Genomic DNA, 25,620 nt, shown 5'->3' on the forward strand with positions numbered 1-25,620 from the left:
CGGCGTCCCCGCCGGTCGGCGGGGACGCCGGGCCGGCGGGGACGGCCGGGGTCACTCCGTGCCGAGCGCCTCGACCACCGGGCGGGCCAGGGCGCGTCGGGCCGGCAGCACCGAGGCGGCCAGCGCGGCGAGCACCGCCACGGCGAGGATCACCCCGAGCCGGTCCCAGGGCAGCACCAGCGTGAAGCCGCCACCCAGCCGGGCCACGAAGGCCACCGCGCCGGCGCTGACCGCGATCCCCAGCGCCGTACCGAGCACCGCGCCGACCAGGGCGGTCAGCACCGCCTCGAGGGCCAGCAGCAGGCGCATCCGCCCCCGGGACAACCCCACGGCGCGCAGCACGGCGTTCTCCCGGGTCCGTTCCACCACCGAGAGGCTGAGCGTGTTCGCGACGCCGACCAGGGCGATCACCACGGCCAGGCCGAGCAGCGCGGTGACGAAGGCGAGCAGCATGTCCACCGTGCCGGTGAGCATCTTCTTGTAGGCCGCCTGGTCCAGCAGGTTCACCGTCGGGTACCGGGCGACCACCGCCTCGATGGCGGCGCGGGCCCGCTCGGCGGGCACCCCGTCGGCCGGTTCGACCTCGGCCAGTTGGCCGCGTTCGCCGGGGTAGAGCGCGGTGAAGTCGGCGTCGGCCAGGTCGACCACGTGCCCGGCGGGCACCCCCTGCGACGTCGGGCCGTCGGCGGTGACCACGGCGGCCACCCGGAACGGACGCCCGGCGACGGTGACCGTCGACCCGACCCGCCAGCCCCGGGCGGCGGCCAGTTCGCGGTGCACCAGCACCGACCCCGGCCCCAGGTCCGCGACGTCCCCGGCGTCGACCGCGTCGAGGGTACGCCGGACCAGCGCCGGGTGCGCCGAGCGCAGTTCGACGCCGTCGACGACCCGGTTGCGGTGCTCGTGCACCACCCCCACCTCGGGTCGGGCGGCCAGCTCACCGGCGAGCGGGGCGGGCAGCTCGACACCGACGCCGGTGACCACGAAGTCGACGCCGATGCGGGCGTCGACCCCACGTTCGACGCCCACCTTGACGCTGCCGGCGCCGACCACGAACGCCGAGACCAACCCGATGCCGATCACCAGGGCGGTGGCGGTCGCCGACACCCGGCGCGGGTTGCGGGCGGCGTTGGCCACGGCGAGCGCGGCGGTGGCCCCGAACACCGGCCGCAACGGCCGGCCGAACAGCCGGACCAGCACCGGCACCAGCAGCGGACCGAACAGGACGATCCCGAAGAAGGACAGCACCCCGCCCACGGCGACCAGGACGATCTGCCCGACGGCGGCGGCCCCGGCCAGCGCGGCGATGCCGGCGACGCCGACCAGCGCGCCGAGGGTCAGCCGGACCCGCCCGGCGCGCCGGGCCTGGTGCCCGGCGGCGGCGGTGAGCGCGGCCACCGGCGGCACCCGGGTGCCCTGCCAGGCGGGCAGCAGCGCGGACCCGACGGTGACCAGGGTGCCGAGCAGCAGGCTGAGCCCGACCGTCCGGGCGGTCACCGTCAGGCCGGCGACGGAGAGCGGCAGGTCGAGCCGGGGAACCAGGGCCGCCGCCCCGGCGGCCAACCCGATCCCGAGCGCCACCCCGAGGGCGGAGCCGGCCAGCCCGAGCACCGCCGCCTCCAGCACGGCGGCCCGGAAGACCTGCCCCCGACGGGCCCCCACCAGCCGCAGCAGCGCGGTCCGCCGGGCCCGCTGGGCGAGCACGATGGCGAAGGTGTTGGCGATGACGAACCCGGCCACCACCACGGCCACCCCGGCGAAGACGAGCAGCACCAGGCGGAACTGGTCGAGGTCGCGTACCCCGTCCTCGACGGCCTCGTCGAGGATGCGCTGCCGCGACTTCACCGTGGCGTCCCCGCCGACCACGGCGGTCACCCGGTCGGCCAGGGCCGGTCCGGCAGTCCCCGGTGCGGCGGCCACCATGATCCGGTCGTAGCCCGGTTTTTCGCTCACGGCCAGCGCGTCCGCGCCGACCAGCCCGACGAACGGGCCGCCGACGTCGCGCGTGGTGTCGGCCACGTCGACCGTGCCGACCAGGGTGTACGGGCGGGCCGCGCCGGTCGCACCGCCGACGCCGACCGGGCCGCCGAGGGTGAACCCCTGCGCGGCGACGGTGGGCGCGTCGAGGACCACCTCGCCGGGACGGTCGGGCAGCCGGCCGGCGACCACGTCGTAGGAGCGCAGCGCGGGTTCGGTGGGGATCGCGGCGAGCATCCCGACGCCGAGCACCGGCCGGCCGTCGACGCCGACCACCCCGGCGAGGGCGGTCAGTTCCCCGGCCGCCGCCGTGACCCCGTCGACCGTGCGGACCCGGTCGACCAGGGACGGCGGCAGGGCGGTCCGGTCGGCGTAGACACCGAGGTCGGTGTGCCTGTCGAAGGCGCCGGCCCGCTCGTACGCCCCGGCCTGCATGGCGTCGGTGAGCATCAGCGTGCCGGCGACGAAGGCGACACCGAGCACGATCGCCACCGAGGAGAGCAGCAGGCGCAGCGCGTCGGCGCGCAGCGTACGCAGGGTCAACCGCCACATCCCGGTCACCGCCCCCACCGGCGACGGCCGTCGCCGGGACCTGCGGGTCGGCGACCCTCGGCGGGTGGGCGGGGCGCGGGACGGACGGCGGCGGGGACGGACATGGGGACTCCCGGTCGGCGGGGCACTGGTCCCCTCCGACGCTAGGCAGCACCCCGGCGGCCCGCGTCCACCCGCACGCGCGACCCGGCTGCGCCACAGGTCGACCCCGACCGGGGTGACCCGTACGACCCAGGTCGTACCCGGGTTCAGCCGCCCGGGGTGACCAGCCCGCTCTCGTACGCCAGGACCACCACCTGGACCCGGTCGCGGAGCTGGAGCTTGGCCAGGATCCGCCCGACGTGGGTCTTCACGGTCGCCTCGGCGACGTGCACCCGGGCGGCGATCTCGGCGTTGGCCAGCCCCTGCGCCACGAGCAGCAGGATCTCCCGTTCCCGGTCGGTGAGCTGGGCCAGTCGCGGGTCCTCGGCGGGTGCCGGGCCGAGCCGGTCGGCGAACCGGTCGAGCAGCCGACGGGTGATCGACGGGGCGACCACCGAGTCCCCCTCGGCGACCACCCGGATGGCCGCCAGCAGTTCCTCCGGCGGCACGTTCTTGAGCAGGAACCCGCTGGCCCCGGCGCGGAGCGCGGCGAACGCGTCCGCCTCGGTGTCGAACGTGGTGAGCACCAGCACCCGGGGTCGGCCGTCGGTGGAGGCGGCGCAGATGCGGCGGGTAGCCTCCACCCCGTCCATGGTCGGCATCCGCAGGTCCATCACCACCACGTCGGCCTCGACCCCGGCCAGCACCCGCAGTGCGTCCGCCCCGTCGATCGCCTCGCCGACCACGGCCAGGTCGGGTTGGGAGTCGAGCACCATCCGGAAGCCGGCCCGGACCAGCGCCTGGTCGTCCACGATCACCACTCGTACGGTCATGCCGCGATCACCTCCGCCTCCGGGGTCGACGGTAGCGGCAGCCGTACCTCGACCTGCCACCCGCCACCGGTCCGGGGGCCGGCGGTGAGCCGGCCGTCGTACACGCCGACCCGCTCGCGCATCCCGACCAGGCCGTGCCCGCCGGAGGGGGCCGGCCGGGCCGGTGGCCGGCCGCGTCCGTCGTCGGTCACCCGGACCACCAGCCCGTCGTCGACGCCGAGCACGACCGTGGCGTGCGCGCCGACCCCGGCATGCTTGAGGGTGTTGGTCAGGGCCTCCTGCACCACCCGGTAGACGGTCAGGTCGAGCCCGGGTGGCAGGGCGGCCGGCACGTCCCCGGCCCGGTACCCGACCCGCAGGCCGGCGTCGCGGAACCGGCCCACCAGGGCGGGCAGTTCGGCGACGGCGGCGCGGCGGCGTTCCGGTTCGATGCTGGGGGTGTCCGCGTCGGGGCCGGTCGTCGTCTCCGACGGCTCGGGCTCGCGCAGCACGTCGACGAGCCGGCGCATCTCCTCCAGGGCCTGCCGGCCGGTGTCGGCCACCACCTTGACCGCGTGCCGGGCGGTGTCCGGGTCCCGGTCGAACATCAGCCGGGCACCGTCGGCCTGGACGATCATCACCGCCATGCTGTGCGCCACCACGTCGTGCAGCTCGCGGGCGATCCGGGCGCGTTCCCCGACCACCGCGGCACGGGCCTCGGCCTCGCGTTCCCGTTCCAGGGTGGCGGCCCGCTCCTCCAGGCTGAGCACGTAGAGGCGGCGGGTGCGGACGTTCAGCGCGGCCAGCCACACCCCGCCGGTGATCAGGCCGAAGTAGATCGCGGTGGCCCACCAGGCTGCCTGGGAGACGGTCTGCGAGGCGGCCAGCAGCACCCCGACGGCGGCGACGGCGCCGGCCAGCACGCCGTCGCGCAGCCGCTCGGCGTACTTGACCACGCTGTAGAGGGCGATGAGCACGGCGACGTCGTAGGCCAGCGGCCCCCAGCCGGCGGCCACCTGGACCATCGCCAGTGCGGCGACGACCGCCGCCACCAGTGAGGGGTGGCCGCGCCGGAACAGCAGGGCCACCGCCATGCCCAGGCCGACCAGCGCGGACGGCCAGCCGCCGGGCTGGGCCCAGACCCCGGGCTGGGCCGCCGTGACCAGGGTGAAGAGCACCACCAGCACGCTGACGCAGAGGTCGAAGGCGACGCCGCGCAGCGGGCGACCGAAGAGGGTACGGCTCACGGTGACCGAGCGTAGTGCCCCGCGCTGGGTGGCTGCGGGCGCGTCGGCCGACCGGGTTCAGACCAGCGCGCGGAGCCGGGCGATCTCGACCGTCTGTTCGGTCGCCACCGCGTTGGCGAACTCGTTGAGCTGCTGGTCGGCGCCGGCGGAGAGGAGCTGGGTGGCCATGGTCACCGCGCCGGTGTGGTGGGCGGTCATCAGCTGGACGAAGAGCCGGTCGAAGGCGGCCCCCCGGGCGGCGTCGAGCTGCCGGAGCGCCTCGGGGGACTGCATGCCCGGCATCCGGCCGTGGTCGTGGCCGGGTTCGTCGGCGGCCAGGCCCCGGGCGTCGAGCCAGCCGCGCAGCAGGCCGAGCTCCGGTCCCTGGGTGCCCCTGATCCGGGCGGCGATCGCCTTGACCTGGGCACTGGCGGCCCGGTCGGGGGCCAGCTCGGCCATCTGGAGGGCCTGTTGGTGATGCGGGATCATCATCCGGACGAACCAGACGTCGGGGGTGTTGTACCGGGGCGTGCCGGGGGCGCGGACCTCCTGCGCGGGCCGGGTCGCGGCGGGCTCCCCGGGCCGGCCGGGCACGATCACCCCGGGGGCGTCGGGCGGGCCGGTCGTGGTCGGCGTCGTCGGGGCGGACGCCGTCGGGGTCGGTGGCCCGTCGGGGCGCAGGGCCAGCCCGACCGGCACCAGGACGGTGGCGGCGACTGTGACGGCGAGCAGGATACGTCCACGTCGGCCGGTCATGCGACTCCCTCTACGGTCGAGGTCGCCGCGATCGTATCCATTCACCGCCAGCGATAGATGTGATGCGTATCACATCAACTCTCATCACTGGCCGGTAAGGTGTCTGGTACGCATCGTCCCCTTTCGAAGGGTTCCGCCGATGATCAGGTTTCCCCTGCCCCGACCACGGCAGTTGAAGATCGTCAGCGTGGTCGCCGCCGGCCTGCTGGTGGCGAGCGCCGCCACCAGCCCGGCGGGCGTCGCCGCACCAGCCACCGCGACGGAGGGCGGGACGCCGTCGGCCCCCGGCCTCGCCGTCGACGAGATCTCCAGCAGCCCCAACCTGCGCCAGGTCGCCAACCTGCCCAAGCAGGCGCCGTTCGACACCACCAGCGCGCTCGGCACCGACATGGCCTTCCAGGGCCGGTACGCCTTCGTCGGCAACTACAACGGCTTCGTCGTCTACGACATCGCCCGGCCCAGCGCCCCGACGATCGTGTCGCAGGTGCTCTGCCCCGGCTCGCAGAACGACATCTCGGTCTACGGCGACCTGCTCTTCCTCTCCACCGACTCGTCCCGCACCGACGACTCGTGCGCCAGCGCGACCCAGCCGGCGACGGTGAAGGAGTCCTGGGAGGGCATCAAGGTCTTCGACATCAGCGACAAGGCCAACCCGCGCTACATCAAGTCGGTGGAGACCGCCTGCGGCTCGCACACCCACACCCTCGTCCCCGGCAAGGACCGCAGGACGGTCTACCTGTACGTGTCGTCGTACAGCCCACGGGCGGACTTCCCCGACTGCCAGCCGCCGCACGACTCGATCTCGATCGTCAAGGTCCCGGTGCACAAGCCCACCGAGGCGGCCGTGGTGGCCACCCCGAACCTCTTCCCCGACGGCGGCTACGAGGGCATCCCCGGGCAGACCTCGGCCACCACCGGCTGCCACGACATCACCGCCTACCCGGCGAAGGACCTGGCCGCCGGCGCGTGCATGGGTGACGGCGTGCTGCTGGACATCCGCAACCGCGAGGCGCCCCGGGTGATCAACCGGGTCCGGGACACGGTCAACTTCGCGTTCTGGCACTCGGCCACGTTCAACAACGCCGGGACCAAGGTGGTGTTCACCGACGAGCTCGGCGGCGGCGGCGCGGCCACCTGCAACGAGATCGTCGGCCCGAACCGGGGCGCGGACGCCGTCTACGACATCACCGGCCGGGGCGACGCCCGGACGATGGTCTTCCGCAGCTACTACAAGATCCCCCGCACCAACGCCGACACCGAGAACTGCGTGGCCCACAACGGCTCGCTGATCCCCGTCCTCGGCAAGGACGTCATGGTGCAGGCCTGGTACCAGGGCGGGGTCTCGGTCTGGGACTTCACCGACTCGACCCGCCCCAAGGAGATCGGCTTCTGGGAGCGCGGGCCGCTGTCGGACACCCAGCTCAGCACCGGCGGCGCCTGGTCGACGTACTACTACAACGGGTACATCTACTCCAGCGACATCCAGAAGGGCCTGGACGTGCTGAAGCTCAACGACTGGCGGACCTGGACGGCCGACCTGGTCCGGGTGCCCGAGTTGAACGTGCAGACCCAGGCCGGCTACCTGAGCTGGTAGTCCCGACCGACGCACGGCCCGGCCCCCACGAGCGGGGGCCGGGCCGTGCGTCGGTCCGGGGTCAGCGGATCGGCAACCGGTAGCGGCGCTCCTGCCCGCCACCGGCCACGGTGACCAGCCGGACCTCACCGTCACGCAGCCCGTACGTCACCGACCAGCGGGTGTGGCCCTGCCGGACCTGGCCCAGCAGCCGCAGCGCCGCCGCCGGGTCCACCCGGCCGTCGGCCGCGTCGAGCGCCGCCGCGAGGACGCCGTAGCGGTGGTCGCGGCGACGCTGCTGCTCGGGTACGTCGACCACCGGTACGTTGGTCAGCGCCTGCCACCGCCCCTGCGCCCGCTGCACCCGCATCGTCCCGTCGACGAACTCGACCACCGCCGACCGGCCGCCCGCGTCGGCGAGCAGGTAGTGCAGCGGCGGCCCGCCGTCGAAGTCGAGGTTGTGCCTGCCGAACAGCGCCACCGCCTCGTCCACCGTGGCCGCCCGGTCGAGCACCAGCCGCAGGATGCGCACCGACCCGACCGTCGGCCGGCCCGGCACCGGCTTCGCCGTCGCGGTGTCGTCGGCGGCCAGCCCGACGGCCAGCCCCCGCTCGTTCATCCCGTCGAAGGGCAGCAGCGGCGCGTCGAGCAGCCGACGGTCGCCGGTCGGGTCCGGGCCCACCCCCAGGTAGGACAGGTCGACCAGCGAGACCGAGGCGTACCCCCCGGGGGGATCGGTGCGCAGCACCATCGCCGGGTTGGCGTCCCAGTCGAAGTTACGGGCGAACAACGGCCGGGCCGGATCGCCGGAGGCGGCGAACAGGGAGCAGCCGAACGGGCCGGTGTCCGGCCGGGCGTCGGTGCCCACCGTCGGGTCGTAGCCGCCGACGTAGGTCATCTCGTAGAGCGGCAGGTCGTCGACCTTGCGCAGGCTGTCCAGCGTACGCCGGGCCTGCTCCGGGTCCTGCCGGGAGGCGATCGGCGGGCTCGCGGACGCCGACGTCGGGCCGGTGCGGGTCGGGTCCGTCGGGGTGGCCCGGGCACAGCCGGTGGTGACGAACAACAGGGCCAGTCCGGCCCCCAGCAGCTTCCTGCGCATATCTCCTGAACGCTAGGTCAGCCGCGCCGGGATGTCCACCGTGGCCGTACCCGCGGACGTCGATGTCGGGCCGGTCGGTACGGGGTGGCCGGGCGGCCAGTTACGGCCGAGCCGCGTCGGGGCCGGGCCGGCTGTGCGAGGATCGTGCGCCGTGACACCTGCCGGCGGGACACCGCCCGTACCGACCGACCGCCCCCGCAGGCCGCGGCTGCACCCGCTGGACCGGGTGGCGGTCGGGCTGGCCCTGCTGGGCCTCGGCGCGGTGGTCACCGGCCTGCTCCCCCGGGCCGACGCCGAGGCGACCCTGCACCGCATCCTGCCGCTGCTGCTCTTCCTCGGCGCGGTGGTGGTGCTCGCCGAACTCACCGCCGTCGCCGGGGTGTTCGACGTGCTGGCCACCCGGCTGGCGATCACCGCCCGGGGCAGCTTCGCCGGTCTGTTCCTGCTCTGCGTCGGGTTCGCCTCGCTCACCACCATCGCCCTCAACCTGGACACCACGGCGGTCCTACTCACCCCGGTGATGATCGCGCTGGCCCGCAAGCTGGGCGTCGCCCCGGGGCCGCTGGCGATGACCACCGTCTGGTTGGCCAACACCGCCAGCCTGCTGCTGCCCGTGTCGAACCTGACCAACCTGCTCGCCGCCGACCGGATCGCGTCGGCCCCGGCGGCGTACGCGGCCAGGATGGCGTTGCCGCAGGTCGCGGCGATCGGGGTGACCATGGCGGGGTTGTGGCTGTGGTACTGGCGGCGGGGCCGGCGCGACGTCGACCGGTTCACCCCTCCCCCGCCGCACCGGCCGGCCGACCGGCTGCTGTTCGGTACGGCGGTCGCCGGCTGCCTGCTGCTCGTCGCCGGCATCCTGGCCGGGGTGGAGATCGGCGTGGCCGCCGCCGTCGCCGCCGGGCTGGTGGTGGCCGGCTTCGCGGTCCGGTCCCGGCGGACCCTGCGCCCGGCGCTGCTGCCCTGGCGGCTGCTGGTCTTCGTCACCGGCCTGTTCCTGGTGGTGCAGACCCTCGGCCGGCACGGGCTGGACGACCTGGTGTCCGTGCTGCTCGGCGACGCCGGTGGCACGGCGGGGGCGCTGCGCGCCGGGGGCACCGGGGCGCTGCTGGCCAACCTGGTCAACAACCTGCCCGCCTACCTGGCCGGCGAGGCGGTGCTGCCACCCGGTGACGGGACCCGGCTGCTGGCGCTGCTGATCGGCACCAACGTGGGCCCGCTGGCGGTGCCGTGGGCGTCGCTGGCGACCCTGCTGTGGTACGAGCGGTGCCGGGCCGCGGGGGTGACCGTGCCGCTGCGCCGGTTCGTGGCGACCAGCGCGGTGGTCGCGGTGCTCGGCACCCTCACCGCGGTGCTCGCCCTGCTGGTCGCCGGCTGACCCGGCGGCCCGTGGCCCGGCCGGCCGTTCAGATCCCCATCTCGGCCTCGTACGCCGAGCGCAGCCGGGCGCGGGCGGCCGGGGCCAGGCAGACGTGCCAGGCGGGCCCCTCGTCGATGACGTTCAGCTCCCCGGCGGCCTGCCGGGCCAGCAGGATCTCGGCCAGCACGTCCCGCGCGCCGAACCGGGCGTACCAGGCCAGTTCCACGTCCACCGCCCAGCCGAGGCAGTGACCGCTGGGCAGCATGGCCGGCCGGCCGAGCCGGCGCAGCCGGTACTGGTGTTCGGTGCTGTGGGCCAGGCTGGTCACCCACAGCGGCGGGGTGCCGGACGGGGCGGACCGGGCGAACTCCCGGGCCAGGTCGTTGAGGAGCGCGACGACCTCCCGGCGGGTCCGGCGGAACGGCACCCCGGCGGTGGGCGGGGCCGCTTCCGGCCGTAGCCGGCCCCGGACGGCGTGCACGCCCCGGCCCAGGACGCCTGCCGGCTGTTCCCGGTAGCGGAAGCCGAGCAGGCCACGGCGACGCAGCCATTCCAGGTCGATCAGGTCGGGGTGCGTGTCGACCTGCTCGTCGGTCGCCAGGACCGTCGTGTCCCGCCACCACATCAGGTCGATGCGGGAGAGCAGGTAGATCCGGACCAGGGCGGTCAGGTCGGGGCCCGGGTCGGGCCGGTCGGGCTGGTGCCGGGCCAGTTCCAGCAGCAGGGTCTCCCGGGCGCCCAGCACCCCCTGCTCGGTGGCGTCGAGCACGTCCGCGACGGCCGGCTCGCGCAGCCGCTGGTCGAGCAGCACCTGACGGGCGGCGGTGCCGGCGGTCCCGGCGAGCGCGCCCACCTCGACCAGCAACTCGGCGACCGCCTGCCGGTAGGCGTCGAGGTCGGGGGCGGCCGGCCGCACGGAACGGGCCGGTACGGGCGTCCGCCGGGCCGGGGCGGGCGGGGTGACGCCGGGCTGGGGGCCGGGGCTTCGGCTGGGCACGCGCATGGTCGGTCCTCTCCCGGTGCGACACGGTGCGGATGAACCTGAGGGCACCGTAACCGTGGCGAACCGGTGGAGAACGAGCATTCCTCCCATGCCCCTCGAAGGGCGACACGCGGCCGGCGGTGCCGCCCGGTCCCGCGCCGGCCTGGGCCGGTGCGGGACCGCGACCGGGCCGCCCGTCGACGCGCGACGGGCGGCCCGGGCGGGCGGGTCAGCGTACGGTGCAGGCCGTCCCGTTCACCGCGAACCCGGACGGGGTCGCGTTGGTGCCGCTGTAGGTGGCGTTGAAGCCGAGGTTGACCGAGCCGCCCGGCGCGACCGCGCCGTTGTAGCTCTCGTTGGTCACCGTCACCTCGCTGCCGCTCTGGCTGAACCGACCCGACCAGCCCTGGCTGATCTGCTGGTCACCGGTGAACCGGAAGGTCAACCGCCACGACGACCAGGCCGCCGTGCCGGTGTTGGCAAGCGTGACGCTGCCGGTGAAGCCGGTGCTCCAACTGTTCGCCGAGTAGGTCACCGCACAGCCGCCGGCCGGGGGCGGCGTGGTGGTCGGCGGCGGGGGCGTGGTGGTCGGCGGCGGCAGGGTCGGCGTCGGGGTGGTCGTCGGCGTCGTGGTCGGGGTCACCGTCGGCGTCGGCGTCGGGTTCGGGCCGGTGCCGGTGCCGGCCTGCTCGGCCGCCCAGTGCACCAGCCAGGCCAACGCCGAGTTCCAGTTGATCGCCACCTCGTTGACCGAGTACGCCCCGATGTCGTCGACGAAGCACTTCTGCGGCTTGCAGCCACCGAGCTGGGCCTGTACGACCGGGTCCTGCAACTCGCTGTTCGGGCCGCCGGAGAGCGCGCCGGGCGGTGCGATGGGCAGCGAACCGTCGTTCTGGTTGGCCCAGAACCGGTGGTGCACGTTGCGTACCGGCTTGTCCCCGTAGCCGGCCACGTAGGACTGGTTGAGCGGGTTACGGCCGAGCAGGTAGTCGTAGGCGGCGAAGGCCCCGTTGCGGTACCGCGCCGTGCCGGTCAGGTCGAAGGCGACGGCGAGCACGTTGGCGTTGTTGGCGACCGCACCGTTGGAACCCCAGTAGTACGTGCCGTTGCCGCTACCCGGGGCCGGATAGCCCTGGTTGGCGATCTGGGCGAGCATCCGGTCGGCGAAGGAGACGATCGCCGAGCGGATCGCGCTCACGTCGCCGCTGGGCAGGCCGGTCGGCACCAGCGCCAGGGTGGTGTCACCCAGCCCGGCGGTCCAGCTCCAGTCGTACGCGCCCCGGGTGAAGCTCGCGCCCCGGGCGTGCGGGGAGCCGCTCAGGTCGTTGCGGTAGCCGGTCGTGCCGGTGGTGGCGTACAGCTCCGCCGCCGCCCAGTAGAACTCGTCGGTGACGGTATTGTCCTCGTACGCGCCGCCGCCGGTGTTGTCGGTGGCGGGGGCGAGCCGGTTCGGGTTGGCCTTCGCCGCGGCGTACGCCTTCTCGGCGGCGGCCAGGGCCCGGGAGGCGAAGGAGGCGTCGAACGGCCTCCACAGCCGGGACGCCTGGGCAGCCACCGCCGCCATGTTGAGCGTGGCGGCGGTGCTCACCGGGGAGAGCAGCCGCGCCTCGCTGTCCAGCTCGGGGCGGGTGGGCAGGGCGGTCCAGTTCTGGTCGTGGATCTTGTGGTGGACCATGCCGGCGTTGGTCCGGCCGTCCGGCACCTGCATCTTGAGCAGGAACTCCAACTCCCAGCGGGCCTCGTCGAGCACGTCCGGCACCCCGTTGGACCGCTCGGGGATGGCCAGCGTGCCGTCGGCGACGGCGGACTTGTCCGCCCCGGTCACGTACAGCGTGCGCTCGTAGATGTTCTGCAGCTGCCAGGTGGCCAGGCCGCCGTTGACCACGTACTTGCCCTGGTCACCGGCGTCGTACCAGCCGCCGCGCACGTCCAGGGTGTAACCGCAGGAGGTGCGGCACGGCACGTTGTTGTCCCCCCGGTTGGGGGCGACGTTGACGTGCCCGGCCGGGCGGGCGTAGCGGGAACCGACGTACTGGGCGTCGATCGGGGTACCGCTGCGCTGGTGGTAGAAGAACGCCAGCGAGTCGCCGCGCAGCCGGCGTACCGGATCGGCGGAGATGTCGAACGGGTAGCTGTTGCTGCCGCCGACCGACAGCACGTAGCCGGTGCCGGGGGTGTCGTAAACCGAGAAGTCCGCGATGTGCACCGGGTCGCCGGAGAGCGTGTCGGTGCCCCGTACCGTGGTCTGCCCGGAGGCCACCGTGGCACCGCCGGCGTTGCGCAGCGTCCAGCCGAGCGGGGAGGTCGCGGAGTTCACGACGGTGGCCTGCTTGGGCAGCCCCGGCACGTAGGCGACCTGGTTGACCTTGACCGGTGAGCCGGGGTCGGGGGCGGCGGAGGCGAGCTGCGGCACGGCCGCGAGCCCGCCGAGGGCGAGCAGGGCGGCAGCCGCGAGCGCGACCGGACGCCGTCGGGGATGCTGGGGCATGGGGCCTCTTCCGGTGGTGATGGCAGTGACCATCCGACCGGGCTCCAGCGCAGCAGTGATCCGCCGGGCGGTCGGACAGACCGTCGACGGGAGCGCTGCGCCCACCATAGACCACCGTCAGTCCGCCGGGAAGTCACCGCCCAGCGGCTGGACGGTCCGGGTGTCACCGTCGTAGCTGCGCGCCGCCACCAGGCGACCCACCGGCCGCTCCCCGCCGACCAGGGCGCGGGCGAGCCGCCGGTCGCGGTCGCGGAAGCGCAGCGCGAGGCTCAGGTGCGGCACCCAGTTCCCCGGGGCGTGCCAGGGCCGCTGCCCGTCCGCGCCGTCCAGCGCCGCCCAGACGGCGTCGTGCAGGGCGGTCAGCGCCGTACCCGGCCGGACCAGCCAGACCAGCGGGGCGCTGCCGTCGAGCACCGTCACCCGGTCCAGGGCGACCGGCAGCGGCAACGCGGTGACGAACAGGGCGGCGAGCCGGTCGGCCGCGCCGGGCGGGAACGCCTCGACGGCGGCCAGCGTCAGGTGCGGCCGATTCGTCGGGTGGCCGTGCCGGGCCAGGCTGGGCAGCCCCGCCGCGGACAGCCGGTCCCAGGCGGCCCGCACCGTCCGCTCCAGCGCCGGGCAGCAGAGCAGTTCCACCGTACGCACGCCCGTCAGGCTAGCCGGCGGACGGGCGCGGCTGTGCCGGTCGGCACGGTGGGGCCGGTCGGCGACGCGGCCCCACCGGGGTGATGGAAAACTTTGCCCATGAGTTCCGCACCCACACCGACCGACCTCTCCGCGCCCGACGACTCCGACGGCGGGCCCGCCTTCGTGGATCTCGGACTGCGTGCCGAGTTGCTGGGCGCCCTCGCCGCGCTCGGCTACGAGGAGCCGACCCCGATCCAGCGGGAGGCGATCCCCCTGCTGTTGTCGGGGCGGGACCTGCTCGGGCAGGCGGCCACCGGTACGGGCAAGACCGCCGCGTTCGCCCTGCCGCTGTTGCAGCGGATGCCTGAGGACCGTCAGGGCGGCGACCCGGTGTCGCTGGTGCTGGTGCCCACCCGGGAACTGGCCGTGCAGGTCTCCGAGGCGTTCCACAGGTACGGCAAGGATCTCGGTGCCCGGGTGCTGCCGATCTACGGCGGCCAGCCGATCGGCCGCCAGCTGCGCGCCCTGGACCTGGGCGTGGACGTGGTGGTGGCGACCCCGGGCCGGGCGCTGGACCACATCGCCCGGGGCACCCTGCGGCTGGGTTCGCTGGCCACGGTGGTGCTGGACGAGGCCGACGAGATGCTCGACATGGGCTTCGCCGAGGACATCGAGGCGATCCTGGAGCACGCGCCCGCGCAGCGGCAGACGGTGCTCTTCTCGGCCACCATGCCGGCCCGGATCGACGGGCTGGCCCGCCAGCACCTGACCGACCCGGAGCGCATCCAGATCGGGCGGGAGCAGCCGGTGGCCGGCGAGGCCCCCCGGGTACGGCAGAGCGCCTACATCGTCACCCGGGCGCACAAGCCGGCGCTGCTGGGCCGGGTGCTGGACGTGGAGTCCCCGACGGCGGCGATCGTCTTCTGCCGCAGCCGGGAGGAGGTCGACCGGCTCACCGAGACGATGAACGGGCGGGGCTACCGGGCCGAGGCGCTGCACGGCGGGATGAGCCAGGAGCAGCGGGACCGGGTGATGGGGCGGCTGCGCGCCGGCACCGCAGACCTGCTGGTGGCCACTGACGTGGCGGCCCGGGGGCTGGACGTCGAGCAGCTCACCCACGTGGTCAACTACGACGTGCCGTCCGCGCCGGAGTCGTACGTGCACCGGATCGGCCGGGTGGGCCGGGCCGGCCGGGAGGGGGTGGCGATCACCCTGGCCGAGCCCCGGGAGCACCGGATGCTCAAGACCATCGAGCGGGTCACCGGCCAGCGGATCACCATCGACAAGATCCCGACGGTGGCCGACCTGCGCACCCGGCGGCTGGCGCTGACCCAGGCGGCGCTGCGGGAGAGCCTGCTGGAGGACGACCTGGACCCGTTCCGGGTGATCGTCGAGTCGCTGTCGGACGAGTTCGACCTGATGGAGGTGGCGCTGGCGGCGGTCAAGCTGGCCCACGAGGCGGCCCTGCCGGGCTCCGACGACGAGGAGGAGATCCCGCAGGTGGCGGTCCGCCCGCCCCGGGAGCCCCGCTCCGGGTTCGACGGCCGGGGCGGGGATCGGCGCGGCGGCCGGCCCCGCACGGGCGGCACCGCGCAGGTCTTCATCGGCCTGGGCCGCCGGGCCGGGGTCCGCCCGCAGGACCTGGTCGGCGCGATCACCGGGGAGACCCGGGTGAGCGGCCGGGACATCGGCTCGATCGAGATCGCCGACCGGTTCTCGCTGGTGGAGGTGCCGCAGGGCGTCGCCGACGAGGTGATCGCCGGGCTGCGCAACAGCACCATCAAGGGCCGCAAGGCGACCGTGCGGCGCGACCGCGGCGGCGACGGGCGCTGACCCGGACGCGACACCGGCCCGCCTCCCCGTGCGGGGTGCGGGCCGGTCGCGGCGGCTCAGAGCGGATACGGCCCGAACCGGCCCCAGGCGACGAACGCCGCCAGGACCAGCAGCACCACGGTCATCACGGTGCCGGGGTGTTCCCTGGCCCGGACGTGCACCACGATCGCGCCGGCCATCACGATGACCAGCCCGACGGCGGCCAGCGGGGTGAGCACCGTGGCGATGCCGGCGAGGCCGGGCAGGACCAGCCCCAGCGCGGCCAGCAACTCGGCCGCGCCGAGCGCCTTGACCTGGAGGGGCGGGACGTTCCTCACCCACCCCATCCGGTCGAGCAGCTTCTCCTTGGGTTGGGTGAGCTTGGTCAGTCCCGCGCCGGCGAAGATCGCGGCGAGCAGGATCTGCACGATCCAGAGGAACACGTTCACGGGAGGTCGCCTCCGAGGGGTGCCACCGGACGGTGGCGGATGCGGGAAACGGGAGGGGTCCAGGCTACGGCCCGCAGCGGCCCCCGACGCCGGGTGGAACGTCGGGGGCCGTGCGGTCGGTTCCGGTCAGGCGGCGCCGACCGGTCGACCGCCGAGCGTGTCCGCGTCGATCTCGGCCGGGCGCAACGCCAGGGCGAGCACGTCGGCCACGTCGGCCAGGGTGTGCACGGTCAGCGCCTCACGCACCTCGGTGGGCAGGTCGTCGAGGTCCGGCTCGTTGCGGGCCGGGATGATCACCTCGGTCAGGCCGGCCCGGTGCGCGGCGAGCAGCTTCTGCTTCACCCCGCCGATGGGCAGCACCCGCCCGGACAGCGTGACCTCGCCGGTCATCCCGAACTCGGGCCGTACCGGCCGGCCGGTCACCAGGGACGCCAGCGCGGTGACCATGGTGATGCCGGCGCTGGGGCCGTCCTTGGGCACCGCACCCGCCGGCACGTGCAGGTGGATCCGGCGTCCGGCCAGGACGTTCGGGTCGAGGCCGTACCGCCGCCCGTTGGCGCGCAGGTAGGACAGCGCGATGTGGGCGGACTCCTTCATCACGTCGCCGAGCTGCCCGGTGAGGGTCAGCCCCGGCTCACCGTCCATGCTGGTGGCCTCGATGAAGAGCACGTCGCCGCCGGCGCCGGTGACGGCCAGGCCGGTGGCCACGCCGGGCACCGCCGTCCGCTCGGCCGACTCCGGGGTGAACCTCGGTCGGCCCAGGTAGCGGGCCAGGGTGTCGGTGTCGACCCGGACCGGGGCCGGGTCGGTGGCCAGGGCCACGGCGACCTTGCGCAGGATCTTCGCCAGGGCCCGTTCGAGCTGCCGGACGCCCGCCTCCCGGGTGTGCTCACCGGCGATCATCGCCAGCACCCCGTCGGTGACCGTCACCTCGTCGGCGGTCAGGCCGGCCCGCTGGAGCTGCCGGGGCAGCAGGTGGTCGCGGGCGATGGCGACCTTCTCGTCCTCGGTGTACCCGTCCAGGGTGACCAGTTCCATCCGGTCCAGCAGCGGGCCGGGGATGGTCTCCACCACGTTGGCGGTGGCCAGGAAGAGCACGTCGGACAGATCGAGGTCGACTTCGAGGTAGTGGTCGCGGAAGGTGTGGTTCTGGGCCGGGTCGAGCACCTCCAGCAGGGCGGCGGCCGGGTCACCGGCGTAGCCGACGGCGAGCTTGTCCACCTCGTCGAGGAGCACCACAGGGTTCATCGAACCGGACTCGCGCAGCGCGCGGACGATCCGGCCGGGCAGCGCGCCGACGTAGGTGCGGCGGTGCCCACGGATCTCGGCCTCGTCGCGGACGCCGCCGAGGGAGACCCGGACGAAGTTGCGGCCCAGCGCCCGGGCCACCGACTCGCCGAGGCTGGTCTTGCCGACGCCGGGCGGGCCGGCGAGGGCCAGCACCGCGCCGGAGCCGCGTCCGCCGACCACCCCGAGGTCGCGCTCGGCGCGCCGGTTGCGCACCGCGAGGTACTCCAGGATGCGGTCCTTGACGTCGGCCAGGCCGGCGTGGTCGGCGTCGAGCACCGCCCGTGCCGCCGTCAGGTCGGTGTCGTCCTCGGTACGCGTGCTCCACGGCATCTCCAGCACCGTGTCCAGCCAGGTCCTGATCCAGCCCGCCTCGGGTGAGGCGTCGCTGGCCCGCTCCAGCTTGCCGACCTCGCGCAGCGCCGCCTCGCGGACCTTGTCCGGCAGGTCGGCGGACTCCACCCGGGAGCGGTAGTCGGCGGAGCCGTCCGGCTCGTCCTCGCCGAGTTCCTTGCGGATCGCGGCGAGCTGCTGGCGGAGCAGGAACTCCCGCTGGGACTTCTCCAGCCCCTCCCGGACGTCGCTGTTGATCTGCTCGGTGACCTCCTGCTCGGCCAGGTGGTCCTTCACCCAGCCGACGAGCAGTTCCAGCCGGGCGGTTACATCAGGCGCGGCGAGCAGCTCGGTCTTCTGCGCCAGGCTGAGCCACGGCGCGTAGCCGGCGGCGTCGGCCAGTTCGGACAGGTCGGTCATCCGCTCCATCGCGTCGATGACCTGCCAGGCACCCCGCTGTTGAAGCACGGAGGTCATCAGGGCGCGGTACTCGCGGGCCAGGTCGCGGGCGCGGCCGGCGGGAGCGGGTTCGTCGAGGCGGGTGGCCTCCACCCAGAGGGCCGCGCCGGGTCCGGGGACGCCGGAGCCGATCCGGGCGCGGGCGAGGCCACGCACCACGGCGGCGGGTTCACCGTCGGGAAGGCGGCCCACCTTCTCGATGGTGGCGACCGTGCCGACGGGGCCGTACTCGCCGTCGATGCGGGGGACGGCGAGCAGTGTCTTGTCGCCGCTGGCCCGGGCGGCGTCGACGGCGGCCTGGGTGGTCGGGTCGAGGGTCACCGGGATGACCATGCCGGGCAGCAGGACGACGTCGGTCAGGGGAAGTACCGGAAGGGTTGCCATCGGACACCTGCCATCACTTGAGGTTGAGCGTGTCTCACTCAAGTCACAAACCGTGCCCCGTGTTCCAACCTGTGACCCAGGACACATTCCAGCCGCACCGCCGCCGCCGCCAGCATTGGCCGTACCCGGATTTCCCAGGATTGGCGCGACCCGCCAAATGAAAGAGAGGCATATTGTTGCGGATTTGCCGTCAGATACGTCAAACTCTTAGCACACCCCGATCACCACAGGGAGTAATGGCGATGGCAAGGAAAGTAATCACCGTTCTGACCGACGACCTCGACGGCGGAAAGGCCGATCGGACCGTCGAGTTCAGCCTGGATGGGGCGGCGTACACCATCGACCTCTCCGACGAGAACGCGGGGGTGCTGCGCAAGGCGCTCGACGCCTACATCACCGCTGGCCGTCGAATGGGCCGAGGTGCCGTCGAAGCCGGTCGCCCGGCCCGCCGCCCCGCCCGGCCCGGCGTCTCGGGAATGGACCGCGAGCAGAACCGCGCCATCCGGGAATGGGCGACCAAGAACGGACACGAAATCTCCGAGCGCGGGCGCATCCCGGTCTCGGTCGTGGAGGCGTGGAAGAACCGCTGACGGCGGGCCGGACCACGAACGGACACGCCGGGGTCACGCTGGGATATCAGCGTGACCCCGGCGTTTTCGTCCGTGTCCACACTTTCCACCCGGCGACCCCGCACCGAAAACGTCCGCCGGTACGCTGCCCGCCCGCCGGACGTGCCCGGCGGACACGGAACTGCGGGCCACCCCGGAGGTTCCCGGGATGGCCCGCAGTCGTCGCCGGTCGGGTCAGTTGACCCGGATGCGCACCACGTCGAAGGCGGGGGTCTGGTTGGCCCGCTCCATCATCGGCACCCGGTGCGAGCCGTCACCGGCCCAGACCGCGCACTGCGCCGTACCCGACTGCGGCAGGCCCGGGATCTGGATGGTCACGTCGTCGGCCTGGTTGCCGCCCTTGCCGTCCTCGGTGGCCACGAAGAACGCCGGCACGTCCTGCGGGTTCGAGGGCGCCTGGTTGGTGTTCTGGAGCATCCGGCAGGCGGTGTGGAAGTGACCGCGGGTCAGGCCCTGACCGTTGAGCACCGAACTCTCCAGGTAGTAGCCGCCCTGGCCGGCAGCCAGGAACCGGTCACGGACCAGGTTTCGGGTGGAGACCTTCAGGGTGAAGGCCTGGTTGCGCCGCACCTGGTTGGGGAACTGGGTGATCAGCAGCGACGGGTTGTTGGCCGCCGCGCCCACCTCACCGAACGCGGTGCTGACGCACCGGTTGCCGTTCTGGAAGCCGTCGTGCGCCTGCAACCGGCTGTTGGCGCAGTCCTTCGCCAGCACGCCCAGGGCGTTGCCGTTGTTCCCGCCGTTGTTGTTCTGGCCGCCGTTGTTCCCGTTGTTGCCGCCGTTGTTGTTCTGGCCGCCGTTGTTGCCGTTCTGGCCACCGTTGTTGGCGGCCACCTGGCAGCCGGCGAGCTGCTCCAGGCCCTGCGGGCGCTGGGCGAAGCGACCGATCGCGGTGGCGATCCGGTTCAGCGCCGACCGGCGCTTGTCGGCCAGCGGGCCGAGGATGGCGTTGTCGATGAACGCCTGACCGTTGCGCCCCTCCGCCGCCAGCCGCCTGTTGGCGTCGTCGATCTGGGTCTTGAGCAGGGCGAGTTCCTTGTCCACCTCGGCCTTGGCCTGGGCCGGGATCTGCGGCAGCCGGGGGGTGACCTCCGGGCAGGCCACCGTCGAGGCGAGGGTGGTCACCGGCGCGTTGCCGGCCTTGACGGCCTGGCACTCGGCGACGGACATCTGCCCGTCACCCCAGTGGTTGCGGACCCACCTGCCGTTCTGCCAGGTCTGGGTGGTGCTGCCACGCCCGCTCGGCGAGGTTGCACCGGGGCTCGGTGCGACGCAGGCCGACGAGACGTTGCGGGTCTGCTGCCTCGGCTTGTCCCCGGCCGAGGAGATCTGGGTGACGGCGGCGATACCGCCGAAGACGACGAGCGCACCGACCGCCGCCAGCAGCCGCTTGCTCCGCGCGTTACCGGATGACCGGCGTGCCCCTGTGGACCTGCGCATCGAATTGCTCTCCTTCTCGATCCGGTACCTGACTCGCGCCCCCGACGAGGAGACCCTTTCCGGGCCGGTCACCCCCGCCGGAGACACTGCGACGTTCCGGTCGCACGTCGATGGCCGACGATGCCTTTCCGCACCGTCCGCCGCGTCGGGTGGCGCGGCTGGGAAGATCCTGTCCATTCCCGCTTAGGTACGGGCCGGCATCGGCGAAGGTTCAACGCGGATCGAGGAATCCCCGACCGTTTTCCGGGCGGGCCGCAATGTCACCAACCGTCGCCGGAAAATGACGGCGGGTCGTTCGGCGGCGGTCAGTCCCCGCAGAGGTGATCGAACGCGAACGGGGCGGCCAGCTCGTCGCGCCGGTCCCGCAGGGCGCGGATCTGCCGGCGCAGGTCATCCCGGTCGAGCAGGGCCGGTTCCTCGTGCTCCGCCCCGGCCAGCCGGTCGCCCACCGCCACCGCCGCGAGATCCTCGGCCAGCCGGCCCGGGTCCACCCCGCAGCGCAGCCGCGCCTCGTGCACCGTGACCCGCTCCACCAGGCACCGGCCGGGACGCACCTCGACCCAGCTCCATCCCTCGGCCGTCCCGTCGCGCCAGCACACGTGCAACCCGCGCACGATCGGGTCGCTGAGCCGCCGCGACACGTACGCCTCGACGGCCGCCGCCCGGGACAGCGCGCCGAGGTCGTTGACCGGCCCGGTACGCCCGTCCGGCAGCCGCCCGACGATGTCCCGGAAGCCCACCGGGGTGTCGTCCGACCCGTCCGGGGCGGCCCCGGCGGCGTAGGCGCGCGCGTCGATGACGTACGTGACGATGCGTCGGCCGTGCCCGGCGGCCCGCAGCGTCGGCGAGCCGATCCGCAGCACCGGCAGGCCCACGGCGGCGCACACCGCGGCGGCCATCCGCCCGGCCCGCTGCCCGGCCGACCCCGGGGGCGCGGTCGGGCCGACGGTCAGGGCGAACAGCGGCACACCGGTGTCGGCCGCGCAGACGACGTGGTCGAACTCCTCGCGCAGGGCGGAACTCCACTGGTGCCCGGTGACCCCGGCCGGCCGGCGCGTCACCAGGTCACCGAGCCGGCGGGCGGCGTACACGGCCTGGCCGGCCCGGACGAACAGCGGCGCGGCACCGGCCGGGACCGGCCGCAGCCGGGCACCGTCGTCGGTGGCGGTACGCGTCATCGGAGGTCCGTCCGTGGCAGGCGAGGGTGACCGGCCGAGTCTAGGACGTCGACCGCGGTCACCGCCCCGCCGGTTCGGACGACGGACGCGGCACCAGGCGGTTGGTGCGCCCCGGGCGCGATCTCTACGCTCACGGGGTGCTGCACGACGGACCGGCCCCGGAACTGTTGACCAAGCGGAGTCTCGTCACGGTCTCCCACGCCATCGAGCGGTCGGCGCTGGCCACCGCCGAGGACGGCCCGCTGGTGGTGATCGCCCTGTTCCAGCGGATGCCGTACTTCCTGCGGGAGCGGGAACGCTACGCCCGGATCGCGGCGGGTGCGGCGGTCACCGTCGTCGGGCTGGTCGGGCAGCCACCGCCGGAGGTGCCCGCCGGGGCGTACCCGGTGACGCTCGACGACACCGAGGAGCTGGCCCGGGAGTGGAGCGTGGTGGCGCTGACCCCCCGGTTCGGGGCGAGCCTGGTGGCCCGGGACCGCCGGGAGGCGGTGCCGGCCGACACGTTGGAGCAGGGGCGGCTCTTCGCCGGCCGCTGGGGGTTCCGCCGCGACGAGGCGCTGCACGAGGTGATCCGGCTGCGCACCCAGCTCGGCGACCGGCTACCCCCGGCCGCACTGACCGCGATCGACCAGGTGCTGCACCGGGTGCGGGACCTGCCGGCGACCCCCGGGGAGAGCCGGGCCGAGGCGGCGTTACGGCTGATGGCCGAGCGCGCCGAACGCGCCCACCGCAGCGGTCCGGGCCGGCACGCCGAGCCGGTGGACGGCCCGCCGGGGCTGGTGGACGAGCCGACGTTGCGCCGCTGGACCGGGATGGACGGGGTGACCGCCGCCGGCACCCTGCCGGTGGCCCTGATCGGGGTACGCGTCGGTGAGCCGGCCGGCGCACCGGAACGGTTCGGACGCCGCAGCGCGGCACGCGAGGCACAGGCCGTGATCGCCGCGCTGACCGCCCCGCTGCGCCCGGTCGACCGGGCCGTCCGCCTCACCCCCGACGAGTACCTGCTGGTGCTGCCGGCGTTGACCCGGGAGGAGGCGTTGGCGGTGGCCGGTCAGGTGCACGACTGCGTCGCCGGGCTGGCCCGGTCGTACCCGTTCGTGTCCTTCGCGGTGCACACGGCGGTCACCGTGACCGACCGGCGGCCGTTGCCGGTGGCCGAGGTGCGGCACGCCGTCGAGTGGGCGGCCCGGGAGGGTGTGCCGGTGGCCACCGTGGCCCGGGAGACCGTCGCCAGCGCCGCCCACTGAGGACGGGGAGGACGACGTGCGGGTGGTCTCGTTGGTGCCGTCGCTGACCGAGGCGGTGGCGGTGACCGTGCCGGAGCTGTTGGTCGGCGCGACCGACTGGTGCGTGCACCCGGCAGGGTTGGACGTGGCCCGGGTCGGCGGCAGCAAGTACCCCGACCTGGACCGGGTCCGGGCGCTGCGGCCGGACCTGGTGCTGCTCAACGTGGAGGAGAACCGCCGCGTCGACGCGGACGCGCTCACCGCGGCCGGGGTGCCGGTGCTGGTCACCTACCCCCGGACCGTGCCGCAGGCCCTCGACGAGCTGGCCGGGGTGCTCGCCGCGCTCGGGGTCACCGGGGAGCCCGGCTGGCTGACCGACGCCCGCCGGGCCTGGGCCGCGCCCGCCGTCCCCGACGGCCCCCGGCGGGCCGTGGTGCCGGTGTGGCGGCGGCCGTGGGTGGTGCTCGGCGGGGACACCTTCGCCGGGGACGTGCTGCGCCGGCTCGGCGTGGTCAACGTGTACGACGACGACCCGGACCGCTATCCGCGTCCCGACCTCGACGCGCTGCGGGCCCGCCGGCCCGACCTGGTGGTCCTCCCCGACGAGCCCTACGCGTTCACCGCCGACGACGGGCCGGACGCCTTTCCCGGCGTCCCCTGCGCGCTGGTCTCCGGCCGCCACCTCACCTGGTACGGCCCGTCGCTGGCCGAGGCACCGGGCCTGCTCGCCGCCCAACTGGCCGCCCCGGTCTGACCGCCTGCCCCGGCGGGCCGGGTGCGGGTCAGGCCACCGGGGTGATCCCCCGCTCGGTCAGTCCGGCGTCGTCCACGTCGTACCCGATGGTGCTGGTGACCTGGACCACCCCGCTGACCTGGCCGGCGAGTTTCTCCGCCAGCTCTGCGGCGGTCCGCCGGTCCAGCCGGCCGTCCAACCGCACCGCGCCGTCGCGGACCTGCACGGTGACCAGCCCGTCCCGCACGGCCAGCACCCGGCGCAGCACCTCCTGCACCACGTCCTCGCGGATCTCGGCGTCGGTGCGCAGGTGCACCCGCAGCAGGTCGCTGCGGGTGACGATGCCGACCAGCCGGCCCAGGTCGTCCAGGACGGGCAGCCGCTTGACCGCCTCCCGGTCCATCAGCCGGGCCGCCGCCGGCAGCGACGCCCCCGGGTGGGTGGTGACGGCCGGCGCGGTCATCAGCTCCCTCGCCAGCAGCGCCCCGGCCTTCTCCCGGGACACCCGACGTCGCCGCCCGGTGAACACCCGACGCTCCTCCTGCGCCCCGGAGTGCTCCACCTTGTGCAGCAGGTCCGCCTCGGACACCACCCCCAGCACCCGACGGAAGTCGTCCACCACAGGCACCGCGCTGACGCCCCGGCGGATCAGCATGTCGACGATCACCCGGTACGGGGTCTCCTCCCCCACCGTGGCGACCTCCCGGGTCATCACGTCGTCCACCTGCCACGTCCTCATCACGACCTCCTAGCCCGGTTCTCCCGTCCGACGCTAGGGCCGCGCCGACCGGCCGGGGCAGGGGCGGGTGGACCGGTCACCCGGAGGTCGAAGGTCCCGTCCGGACGCCCGCACCAGGGGACTTAGGTCCCGCCCCGGCACGGACCGGTCGGCCCTGCCGGGACCGCGCCGACCGGCGTGGAATGTAACTGCCACCGGGAAGTGCGGTGCCAGGCAGAGAAGGGACGTGGAGACCATGACCGCGACGATCGAGCGGAACACCACCGCCAGGACCATCGCACCGGTGGCCGGAACCGAGACCACCCGCCAGCGGGCCGCCCGGTTCGTCTGGGCCGGAACCCGGCTGGCCCTCGGCTGGATCTTCCTCTGGGCGTTCCTGGACAAGCTGTTCGGTCTCGGCCACGAGACCGCGGCGAAGAACGCCTGGATCAACGGCGGCAGCCCGACCAAGGGGTTCCTCGCCTTCGGCGCGAAGGGTCCGTTCCAGGGGCTCTACCAGGACATCGCCGGGGCGGCCTGGGCGGACTGGCTGTTCATGATCGGTCTGGCCGGGATCGGGGTGGCCCTGCTGCTCGGCATCGGGATGCGGATCGCCGCCGTCGCCGGTGGCCTGCTCATGGTGCTGATGTGGACCGCCGTCCTGCCTCCGGAGAACAACCCCTTCATGGACGACCACCTGATCTACGCCGCGGTGCTGGCCGGCCTCGCCCTGGTCGGCGCGGGGAACACCCTCGGCCTCGGCCGGGTCTGGGCCACCCTCCCGCTGGTCCGCCGGTTCGGCTGGCTCAGGTGACAGGTCCCACCCGCCCGGGTGGTCGACCGAACGGCAGGGGCGCCACCGCCACGGTGGCGCCCCTGCCGCGTCTGCGTCCGGTCCCGCGCGGGCGGGACACGTGCGCGGCGGCTCCGGCGGGCAGGGTCCCGCGACGCGGGCCCGGTCGGCGGGGCCCACGGCAGCCGGGGTGCCGCGATCGGGCAGGATCGACAGCGTCCGGACGACCGGGTGACGACAGAGGAGAACAGCAGATGAACACGCCCCAGGCAGGCAAGCCGGAGATCGGCCCGATCGAGGGTGCGGCCCCGGCCGACCTGGTGATCGAGGACATCACCGTCGGGGAGGGCCCGGAGGCGCGTCCCGGCCAGCTCGCCAACGTGCACTACGTGGGGGTGTCCCACTCCACCGGCCGTGAGTTCGACGCGTCCTGGAACCGGGGCGAGGCGTTCGAGTTCCCGCTCGGCGGCGGTCAGGTCATCGCCGGCTGGGACCAGGGCGTGGTGGGGATGAAGGTCGGCGGTCGCCGCCGGCTCACCATCCCGCCGCACCTGGGTTACGGCAGCCGGGGCGCGGGCGGCGTGATCAAGCCGAACGAGACCCTGGTCTTCGTCGTCGACCTGCTCGGCGTGCGCTGACGTCGCTC

21 protein-coding genes are annotated in these 25,620 nt (G+C 74.3%); 8 read left to right on the plus strand and 13 right to left on the minus strand.

Going from position 1 to position 25,620, the window contains the following annotated elements:
• Positions 1–51 precede the first annotated feature (51 nt).
• The 4 genes from Q2K16_RS05505 to Q2K16_RS05520 form a co-directional block, all read right to left on the minus strand.
• The gene (locus Q2K16_RS05505; RefSeq protein WP_302746374.1) at positions 52–2,529 is read right to left on the minus strand and encodes an ABC transporter permease; all 2,478 of its coding nucleotides are present in this window, start codon (positions 2,527–2,529) and stop codon (positions 52–54) included.
• 248 nt (positions 2,530–2,777) lie between these two features.
• Positions 2,778–3,443 (minus strand): response regulator, encoded by a 666-nt coding sequence (locus Q2K16_RS05510; RefSeq protein WP_302743939.1) that lies wholly within the window; start codon positions 3,441–3,443, stop codon positions 2,778–2,780.
• The gene (locus tag Q2K16_RS05515; RefSeq protein ID WP_302743940.1) at positions 3,440–4,669 is read right to left on the minus strand and encodes a sensor histidine kinase; all 1,230 of its coding nucleotides are present in this window, start codon (positions 4,667–4,669) and stop codon (positions 3,440–3,442) included. The genes Q2K16_RS05510 and Q2K16_RS05515 overlap by 4 nt, the downstream gene beginning before the upstream one ends.
• A gap of 57 nt (positions 4,670–4,726) precedes the next feature.
• Entirely contained in the window at positions 4,727–5,404 is a 678-nt protein-coding gene (locus tag Q2K16_RS05520; RefSeq protein ID WP_302743942.1) for a DUF305 domain-containing protein, read from the minus strand.
• Between the two features lie 139 nt (positions 5,405–5,543).
• On the opposite strand from Q2K16_RS05520, the gene Q2K16_RS05525 reads away from it, so the two are divergent.
• Positions 5,544–6,998 carry an LVIVD repeat-containing protein gene (locus tag Q2K16_RS05525; RefSeq protein ID WP_302743943.1) on the plus strand — a complete coding sequence of 485 codons (1,455 nt, stop codon included), beginning with the start codon at positions 5,544–5,546 and terminating at the stop codon, positions 6,996–6,998.
• Positions 6,999–7,059: 61 nt separating this feature from the next.
• On the opposite strand, the gene Q2K16_RS05530 is transcribed toward Q2K16_RS05525, so the two are convergent.
• On the minus strand, positions 7,060–8,076 hold the full coding sequence (locus tag Q2K16_RS05530; protein ID WP_302743944.1) for a linear amide C-N hydrolase: 1,017 nt from the start codon (positions 8,074–8,076) through the stop codon (positions 7,060–7,062).
• 151 nt (positions 8,077–8,227) lie between these two features.
• Here Q2K16_RS05530 and Q2K16_RS05535 point away from each other — a divergent pair, with 151 nt between their 5' ends.
• Complete coding sequence (locus tag Q2K16_RS05535) at positions 8,228–9,454, plus strand: SLC13 family permease (protein ID WP_302743945.1); 1,227 nt, start codon at positions 8,228–8,230, stop codon at positions 9,452–9,454.
• Between the two features lie 28 nt (positions 9,455–9,482).
• On the opposite strand, the gene Q2K16_RS05540 is transcribed toward Q2K16_RS05535, so the two are convergent.
• The 3 genes from Q2K16_RS05540 to Q2K16_RS05550 form a co-directional block, all read right to left on the minus strand.
• Complete coding sequence (locus tag Q2K16_RS05540; RefSeq protein WP_302743947.1) at positions 9,483–10,439, minus strand: hypothetical protein; 957 nt, start codon at positions 10,437–10,439, stop codon at positions 9,483–9,485.
• Between the two features lie 208 nt (positions 10,440–10,647).
• Positions 10,648–12,906 carry a glycoside hydrolase family 9 protein gene (locus Q2K16_RS05545; protein ID WP_302743949.1) on the minus strand — a complete coding sequence of 753 codons (2,259 nt, stop codon included), beginning with the start codon at positions 12,904–12,906 and terminating at the stop codon, positions 10,648–10,650.
• Positions 12,907–13,023: 117 nt separating this feature from the next.
• The gene (locus Q2K16_RS05550; RefSeq protein WP_302743951.1) at positions 13,024–13,551 is read right to left on the minus strand and encodes a 2'-5' RNA ligase family protein; all 528 of its coding nucleotides are present in this window, start codon (positions 13,549–13,551) and stop codon (positions 13,024–13,026) included.
• 99 nt (positions 13,552–13,650) lie between these two features.
• Here Q2K16_RS05550 and Q2K16_RS05555 point away from each other — a divergent pair, with 99 nt between their 5' ends.
• The gene (locus tag Q2K16_RS05555) at positions 13,651–15,366 is read left to right on the plus strand and encodes a DEAD/DEAH box helicase (protein ID WP_302743952.1); all 1,716 of its coding nucleotides are present in this window, start codon (positions 13,651–13,653) and stop codon (positions 15,364–15,366) included.
• Between the two features lie 56 nt (positions 15,367–15,422).
• Here the strand turns inward: Q2K16_RS05555 and Q2K16_RS05560 are convergent, their stop codons facing one another.
• Together Q2K16_RS05560 and lon are read right to left on the minus strand one after the other, a co-directional pair.
• Positions 15,423–15,794 carry a DoxX family protein gene (locus Q2K16_RS05560; RefSeq protein ID WP_302743953.1) on the minus strand — a complete coding sequence of 124 codons (372 nt, stop codon included), beginning with the start codon at positions 15,792–15,794 and terminating at the stop codon, positions 15,423–15,425.
• Positions 15,795–15,920: 126 nt separating this feature from the next.
• Positions 15,921–18,257 (minus strand): endopeptidase La, encoded by a 2,337-nt coding sequence (gene lon / locus Q2K16_RS05565; protein ID WP_302743955.1) that lies wholly within the window; start codon positions 18,255–18,257, stop codon positions 15,921–15,923.
• 242 nt (positions 18,258–18,499) lie between these two features.
• Here lon and Q2K16_RS05570 point away from each other — a divergent pair, with 242 nt between their 5' ends.
• Positions 18,500–18,847 (plus strand): histone-like nucleoid-structuring protein Lsr2, encoded by a 348-nt coding sequence (locus tag Q2K16_RS05570; protein ID WP_145922814.1) that lies wholly within the window; start codon positions 18,500–18,502, stop codon positions 18,845–18,847.
• A gap of 213 nt (positions 18,848–19,060) precedes the next feature.
• Here Q2K16_RS05570 and Q2K16_RS05575 read toward each other — a convergent pair whose 3' ends face one another.
• Both Q2K16_RS05575 and Q2K16_RS05580 read right to left on the minus strand, forming a co-directional pair.
• Positions 19,061–20,326, minus strand: a complete 1,266-nt coding sequence (locus Q2K16_RS05575) for a hypothetical protein (protein ID WP_302743957.1) — start codon at positions 20,324–20,326, stop codon at positions 19,061–19,063.
• Between the two features lie 305 nt (positions 20,327–20,631).
• Positions 20,632–21,504, minus strand: coding sequence for a hypothetical protein (locus Q2K16_RS05580; RefSeq protein ID WP_302743958.1), 873 nt, complete (start codon positions 21,502–21,504; stop codon positions 20,632–20,634).
• A gap of 137 nt (positions 21,505–21,641) precedes the next feature.
• Here Q2K16_RS05580 and Q2K16_RS05585 point away from each other — a divergent pair, with 137 nt between their 5' ends.
• Positions 21,642–22,751, plus strand: a complete 1,110-nt coding sequence (locus Q2K16_RS05585) for a DICT sensory domain-containing protein (protein ID WP_302743959.1) — start codon at positions 21,642–21,644, stop codon at positions 22,749–22,751.
• 16 nt (positions 22,752–22,767) lie between these two features.
• Positions 22,768–23,484, plus strand: a complete 717-nt coding sequence (locus Q2K16_RS05590) for a helical backbone metal receptor (protein ID WP_302743960.1) — start codon at positions 22,768–22,770, stop codon at positions 23,482–23,484.
• Positions 23,485–23,512: 28 nt separating this feature from the next.
• On the opposite strand, the gene Q2K16_RS05595 is transcribed toward Q2K16_RS05590, so the two are convergent.
• A complete protein-coding gene (locus Q2K16_RS05595; RefSeq protein WP_302743961.1) occupies positions 23,513–24,202 on the minus strand; it encodes a CBS domain-containing protein in 690 nt (229 codons plus the stop codon).
• A gap of 226 nt (positions 24,203–24,428) precedes the next feature.
• Here Q2K16_RS05595 and Q2K16_RS05600 point away from each other — a divergent pair, with 226 nt between their 5' ends.
• Both Q2K16_RS05600 and Q2K16_RS05605 read left to right on the plus strand, forming a co-directional pair.
• Positions 24,429–24,995 carry a DoxX family membrane protein gene (locus Q2K16_RS05600; RefSeq protein ID WP_302743962.1) on the plus strand — a complete coding sequence of 189 codons (567 nt, stop codon included), beginning with the start codon at positions 24,429–24,431 and terminating at the stop codon, positions 24,993–24,995.
• A gap of 233 nt (positions 24,996–25,228) precedes the next feature.
• Positions 25,229–25,612, plus strand: coding sequence for an FKBP-type peptidyl-prolyl cis-trans isomerase (locus tag Q2K16_RS05605; RefSeq protein ID WP_088646491.1), 384 nt, complete (start codon positions 25,229–25,231; stop codon positions 25,610–25,612).
• Positions 25,613–25,620: the final 8 nt, after the last annotated feature.

It is taken from the genome of Micromonospora cynarisoli, assembly GCF_030518815.1.
Lineage (GTDB): Bacteria > Actinomycetota > Actinomycetes > Mycobacteriales > Micromonosporaceae > Micromonospora > Micromonospora wenchangensis.

Excerpts from the sequence above, each read along its gene's own strand:
- Q2K16_RS05605 (WP_088646491.1), top strand. The coding sequence starts at position 25,229 with ATGAACACGCCCCAGGCAGGCAAGCCGGAGATCGGCCCGATCGAGGGT.
- Q2K16_RS05545 (WP_302743949.1), bottom strand. The coding sequence starts at position 12,906 with ATGCCCCAGCATCCCCGACGGCGTCCGGTCGCGCTCGCGGCTGCCGCC.
- Q2K16_RS05510 (WP_302743939.1), bottom strand. The coding sequence starts at position 3,443 with ATGACCGTACGAGTGGTGATCGTGGACGACCAGGCGCTGGTCCGGGCC.
- lon (WP_302743955.1), bottom strand. The coding sequence starts at position 18,257 with ATGGCAACCCTTCCGGTACTTCCCCTGACCGACGTCGTCCTGCTGCCC.
- Q2K16_RS05570 (WP_145922814.1), top strand. The coding sequence starts at position 18,500 with ATGGCAAGGAAAGTAATCACCGTTCTGACCGACGACCTCGACGGCGGA.
- Q2K16_RS05580 (WP_302743958.1), bottom strand. The coding sequence starts at position 21,504 with ATGACGCGTACCGCCACCGACGACGGTGCCCGGCTGCGGCCGGTCCCG.
- Q2K16_RS05595 (WP_302743961.1), bottom strand. The coding sequence starts at position 24,202 with ATGAGGACGTGGCAGGTGGACGACGTGATGACCCGGGAGGTCGCCACG.
- Q2K16_RS05505 (WP_302746374.1), bottom strand. The coding sequence starts at position 2,529 with ATGTGGCGGTTGACCCTGCGTACGCTGCGCGCCGACGCGCTGCGCCTG.
- Q2K16_RS05520 (WP_302743942.1), bottom strand. The coding sequence starts at position 5,404 with ATGACCGGCCGACGTGGACGTATCCTGCTCGCCGTCACAGTCGCCGCC.
- Q2K16_RS05540 (WP_302743947.1), bottom strand. The coding sequence starts at position 10,439 with ATGCGCGTGCCCAGCCGAAGCCCCGGCCCCCAGCCCGGCGTCACCCCG.
- Q2K16_RS05575 (WP_302743957.1), bottom strand. The coding sequence starts at position 20,326 with ATGCGCAGGTCCACAGGGGCACGCCGGTCATCCGGTAACGCGCGGAGC.
- Q2K16_RS05555 (WP_302743952.1), top strand. The coding sequence starts at position 13,651 with ATGAGTTCCGCACCCACACCGACCGACCTCTCCGCGCCCGACGACTCC.
- Q2K16_RS05525 (WP_302743943.1), top strand. The coding sequence starts at position 5,544 with ATGATCAGGTTTCCCCTGCCCCGACCACGGCAGTTGAAGATCGTCAGC.
- Q2K16_RS05530 (WP_302743944.1), bottom strand. The coding sequence starts at position 8,076 with ATGCGCAGGAAGCTGCTGGGGGCCGGACTGGCCCTGTTGTTCGTCACC.